Raw genomic sequence first — 4,755 nt, forward strand, 5'->3', positions numbered from 1 at the left:
TCGCCACGCACTGCGGCCTCTCGGTCGACGAGGTCGTGCAACGCCACACCGAGGCCGAGTACATCGTCTACTTCATCGGCTTCCAGCCCGGCTTTGCCTACCTCGGCGGGCTGGACGCCTCGTTGCACACGCCGCGCCGCAGCGAGCCCCGCACGGCAGTGCCGGCTGGCAGCGTCGGCATCGGCGGCGCGCAGACCGGCATCTATCCGCTGGCCACGCCGGGAGGTTGGCAGCTCATCGGCCACACCGCCCTGCCCCTTTTCGACCCCAAGGCCGAGCCGCCCACGCTGCTCGCACCGGGTGACCGCGTGCGCTTCGTGGCGGACCTCGCATGATCGAGTTGCTGCGCGCCGGCCCGCTGACCACCGTGCAGGACCTCGGCCGCGAGGCCTGGCGCGACCGCGGCATCAGCCGCTGCGGGGCGCTGGACGACATCGCGCTCGCCTGGGGCAATCTGYTCGTCGGCAACCCCGTCGACGACGCCGGCCTCGAGTTCACCCTCGGCCCCGCCACACTGCGCTTTGGAGCCGACTGCTGCATTGCCGTCACCGGCACCGATGCCGACGCCAGCCTCGACGGCCGCCCGCTGCGCCCCTGGTGGCGGCAGCGCGTGCAGGCCGGCCAGACGCTCAAGCTCGCCGCACCGCGCGAGCGCATGCGCAGCTATCTCAGCGTCTCGGGTGGCATCGCCCTCCCCGCAGCATTGGGCTCGCGCAGTACCGACCTGAAGGCCGGTTTCGGCGGGCTCGGTGGGCGCACGCTGCGCGATGGCGATGTGCTGCCGCTGGCCGCGCCCGAGCGCTTGCCCGCTCGAAGCATCGGCATCCGCGCGCCTGACTGGGGCGCGAGCGTGCGCGTGCTGCCCGGCCCCGAGCACGAGGACTTCTCTGCCACTGCGCGCGAAGCTTTCTGGGCGGCCGACTGGCAGCTCACACCGCAAAGCAACCGCATGGGCTACCGCTTTGCCGGGCCCGAGCTGAAGCGCGAGCGCGGCGCCGAACTGGCCTCGCACGGCGTGCTGCCGGGTGTCATCCAGGTGCCGCCCTCGGGCCAGCCCATCGTCTTGCTGGCCGATGCGCAGACGACAGGCGGCTATCCCAAGATCGGCGTCGTCATCCGCGCCGACCTGTGGAAGCTCGGCCAGCTGCGCCTCGGCGCCACATTGCGCTTCACGCCCTGCACCACCGACGAGGCCATCGCCGCACTGCGCGAGCGCCAGGCCACGCTGGCCCAACTGAGGACTGCCCTATGCATGTCGACCTGAACGCCGACCTCGGCGAAGGCGCACCCGACGACGCCGAGCTGCTGGCCCTCGTCAGCTCCGCCAACATCGCCTGCGGCTGGCATGCCGGCGATGCGCGGCTGATGCAGACGACCGTGGTCGCAGCACTGGAACGCGGCGTGGCCATCGGCGCCCACCCCAGCTACCCCGACCGCGAGAACTTCGGCCGCAGCGAGATGCAGCTCGCGCCGGCCGATGTGAAAGCCGACCTGATCTACCAGATCGGTGCCCTCGACGCCATGGTGCGCGCGGCCGGCGGCCGACTGCATCACGTCAAGCCGCACGGCGCCCTCTACAACCAGGCCGCGCGTGATCCGGCATTGGCCGATGCCGTCGCCGCCGCCGTGCTCGACGTCAACCCAGCACTGGCTCTCTACGGCCTTGCCGGCAGTGAACTGCTGAAAGCGGCCGAGCGCACCGGCCTGCGCGCGGTGGCCGAGGTGTTTGCCGACCGCGGCTACCGCGCCGACGGCAGCCTGGTGCCGCGCAGCCAGCCCGGCGCCTTCGTCGAAGACACCGACGAGGCCGTCGCCCGCACGCTGCGCATGGTGCGCGAAGGTGTCGTGCAGGCCGTCACCGGAGAGATCGTTCCCTTGCAGGCCCAGACCATCTGCCTGCATGGCGACGGCGCCCACGCCCTCGCTTTCGCCCGGGCGCTGAACCAAGCCCTCACCCAAGCCGGCGTGCAACTGCGCCCCTGACCGGAGTTTTTTCATGACTGCAGATGTTTCCCTGTGGCCGCTGATCGGCGTCGCCGTCGTCATCGTCGGCTTCGTGCTGCGCTTCAACCCCGTCCTCGTCGTCGCGGTGGCCGGCATCGCGACCGGCCTCGCGGCCAAGCTGCCGCCGGACCTCATCCTCGCCAAGCTCGGCACCGGCTTCGTCAAGACGCGCAACCTGCCGCTGACCCTGCTGCTGCCCCTGCCCATCATCGGCCTGCTGGAGCGCCACGGCCTGCGTGAGCGCGCCCAGGCTTGGATCGCAGGCATACGCTCGGCGACAGCGGGCCGTCTGTTGGTCGTCTACCTCTTCATCCGCGAGACCGCCGCGGCGCTGGGCCTGACGTCGCTGGGCGGCCATGCCCCGATGGTTCGGCCCCTGGTCGCGCCCATGACCGAAGCCGCCGCCGAGAAGACCCACGGCCCCGTGCCGCAGGCCGTGCGCGACAAGTGGAAGGCCATGGCCGCAGCGACCGACAACGTCGGCCTCTTTTTCGGCGAGGACATCTTCGTCGCCTTCGGCTCCATCGTGCTGATGCAGACCTTCCTGGCCGAGAACGGCATCGTCACCGACCCGCTGCACATCGCCCTCTGGGGCATCCCGACCGCCATCGCCGCCTTCGTCATCCACGCCGCGCGGCTGATCCGGATGGACCATCGCCTGCCGCAGGACATCGCCCGCGCCCGTGCTGAAGAGGAAGCCAAGCCATGACCGCCCTCCTCAAGCTCGACCAGCTCTTCCTGCTGACCGGCGCCGCGCTGCTGATCGTCGCCTGGCTGACCTGCCGCGACCACAGCAACCCGCGGCGCTGGAGCAGCGGCCTGTTCTGGGCCTTGTGGGCCGTCATCTACCTGGTCGGCGACAACCTGCCGCCCGTCGTCTGCGGGTTGATCGTCCTCATGCTTGCCGCACTCGGCGGCCTGGGCGGCGTGTCCTTCGGCAAGCATCCGGCACGCGAGCCCGCCGAGCGCCAGACCAGCGCGGCGCGCCTGGGCAACAAGCTCTTCCTGCCCATCCTGGCCATCACGACACTGGCCCTGGTTGGCACGCTGACGCTAAAGGACGTCCACCTCGGCGGTCTGCTGCTCGTCGAGCCCAAGAACGTCACGCTGATCAGCGTCGGTCTTGGCGCACTGATCGGCCTGGTTGGCGCCTTGTGGATGACGCGCGAACGTCCCATGCAGGCCCTGCGCGAGGCGCGCCGCCTGCTGGAGACCATGGGGCCGGCGGTCCTGCTGCCGCAGCTGCTGGCCACGCTGGGCCTGTTGTTCACCGATGCTGGTGTCGGCAAGGCCGTGGCCCATCTCACCACCAGCTATATCCCGGTCGACAACGCCTTGTTCGCGGTGGCGGCCTATGCCCTGGGCATGGCCCTATTCACCATGGTCATGGGCAATGCCTTCGCGGCCTTCCCGGTCATGACGGCCGGCATCGGCATCCCCATCCTGCTTGGCATGCACCACGGCAACCCGGCCGTGATGGCCGCTATCGGCATGTTCTGCGGCTACTGCGGCACACTGATGACGCCCATGGCCGCCAACTTCAACATCATCCCCGCCGCCCTGCTCGAGCTGAAGGACAAAAACGCCGTCATCCGCGCGCAATGGCCCACGGCGCTGATGCTGCTGGGCGTCAACATCGTCCTCCTCAAGGTGCTGATGTTCTGATGCAGGACGAGCTGTTCGGCGGCCCACCCGAGAAGCGGCCGCGCGGTGTGCAACCCGCGCCGCCGGTGCCCGAAGACCTGGCGCTGGCAGCAAGTCTGTCGCCACACATCCATCTCGGCACGTCGACCTGGAGCTACCCCGGCTGGGAGGGGCTGGTCTGGGCCGGCAAGCACAGCGAGGCCACGCTGTCCAAGACCGGCCTGACCGCCTACGCCGCCCACCCGTTGCTGCGCGCCGTGGGCATCGACCGCGGCTTCTACCGGCCGATCGCCGCAAGCGACTTCGAGCGGCAAGCGCAACAGGTGCCCAAGGGCTTTCGATTCACGGTCAAGGCACCCAGCCTCGTCACGGATGCGCTGCTGCGCAGCGAGGACGGACGCGGCCAGGAACTCAACCCGCTGTTCCTGGATCCGACGGCGGCAATGCAGGATTTCATCGAGCCCGCCTTCGAAGGCCTGGGCAAGACGATAGGCGCGCTGGTTTTCCAGCTCAGCCCCTTGCCCGGGCCACTGCTTGCGCGCATGAGCGAGCAATTCGACCGGCTGCATGCGCTGCTGCTGGCGCTGCCAAAACCACCTGTGGGCGTCATCGCTGTCGAGGTACGCGACGCTGCCTGGCTGACTCCGGATCTCGCGGCCCTGCTGCGCGACACGGGCGCGCGCTACTGCGTCGGCCTGCATCCCAAGCTGCCGCCGCTGGCCGAGCAACTGCCGCTGCTGCGCGCGCTGTGGCCGGGGCCGCTGGTGGTGCGATGGAACCTGAACCGCCTGCACGGCCCCTATGGCTACGAAGAGGCCGAGAAGCGCTATGGCGAGTTCAACGAGATGCTGGACCCCGACTCCGAGACGCGCGCCGAATTGGCCCGCATCATCCGCGGCACGGCCGGCGCCGGGCAGGACGCCTTCATCACCATTTCCAACAAGGCCGAAGGCTCGGCGCCGCTGAGCGTTCGGGCGCTCGCTCAAGCCATCGTCGACGGCTGACTCAGCGCTTGGCCGGCAGTTGGGGCTCCGGCAGATTGCCGCCCTCTGCTTCCCAGCGGCTGACATCTTCGCGATGCTGCTTACCGTCGTGGCGCACGCGGCG

The 4,755-nt window shown here is 69.8% G+C and carries 6 protein-coding genes; all 6 read left to right on the forward strand.

From position 1 onward, the window contains the following. On the forward strand, positions 1-335 hold a 335-nt coding region (gene pxpB, locus ACXJKR_RS24485; RefSeq protein WP_457325028.1), incomplete at its 5' end, for a 5-oxoprolinase subunit PxpB. Beyond that, on the forward strand, positions 332-1,264 hold the full coding sequence (locus tag ACXJKR_RS24490) for a 5-oxoprolinase subunit C family protein (protein WP_457325029.1): 933 nt from the start codon (positions 332-334) through the stop codon (positions 1,262-1,264). The genes pxpB and ACXJKR_RS24490, both read left to right, overlap by 4 nt. After that, entirely contained in the window at positions 1,249-1,983 is a 735-nt protein-coding gene (pxpA, locus tag ACXJKR_RS24495; protein ID WP_457325030.1) for a 5-oxoprolinase subunit PxpA, read from the forward strand. The genes ACXJKR_RS24490 and pxpA overlap by 16 nt, the downstream gene beginning before the upstream one ends. A gap of 13 nt (positions 1,984-1,996) precedes the next feature. Then, positions 1,997-2,713, forward strand: coding sequence for a DUF969 domain-containing protein (locus ACXJKR_RS24500; RefSeq protein ID WP_457325032.1), 717 nt, complete (start codon positions 1,997-1,999; stop codon positions 2,711-2,713). Further along, positions 2,710-3,669 (forward strand): DUF979 domain-containing protein, encoded by a 960-nt coding sequence (locus tag ACXJKR_RS24505; RefSeq protein WP_457325033.1) that lies wholly within the window; start codon positions 2,710-2,712, stop codon positions 3,667-3,669. Before ACXJKR_RS24500 ends, ACXJKR_RS24505 begins: the two co-directional genes overlap by 4 nt. Further along, positions 3,669-4,652, forward strand: coding sequence for a DUF72 domain-containing protein (locus ACXJKR_RS24510; RefSeq protein WP_457325034.1), 984 nt, complete (start codon positions 3,669-3,671; stop codon positions 4,650-4,652). The genes ACXJKR_RS24505 and ACXJKR_RS24510 overlap by 1 nt, the downstream gene beginning before the upstream one ends. Positions 4,653-4,755 lie beyond the last annotated feature (103 nt).

The organism is Roseateles sp. P5_E11, from assembly GCF_054049355.1.

Bases quoted from the DNA above. Each gene is read 5' to 3' on its own strand.
- pxpA (WP_457325030.1), top strand. From the start codon at position 1,249: ATGCATGTCGACCTGAACGCCGACCTCGGCGAAGGCGCACCCGACGAC.
- ACXJKR_RS24500 (WP_457325032.1), top strand. From the start codon at position 1,997: ATGACTGCAGATGTTTCCCTGTGGCCGCTGATCGGCGTCGCCGTCGTC.
- ACXJKR_RS24505 (WP_457325033.1), top strand. From the start codon at position 2,710: ATGACCGCCCTCCTCAAGCTCGACCAGCTCTTCCTGCTGACCGGCGCC.
- ACXJKR_RS24510 (WP_457325034.1), top strand. From the start codon at position 3,669: ATGCAGGACGAGCTGTTCGGCGGCCCACCCGAGAAGCGGCCGCGCGGT.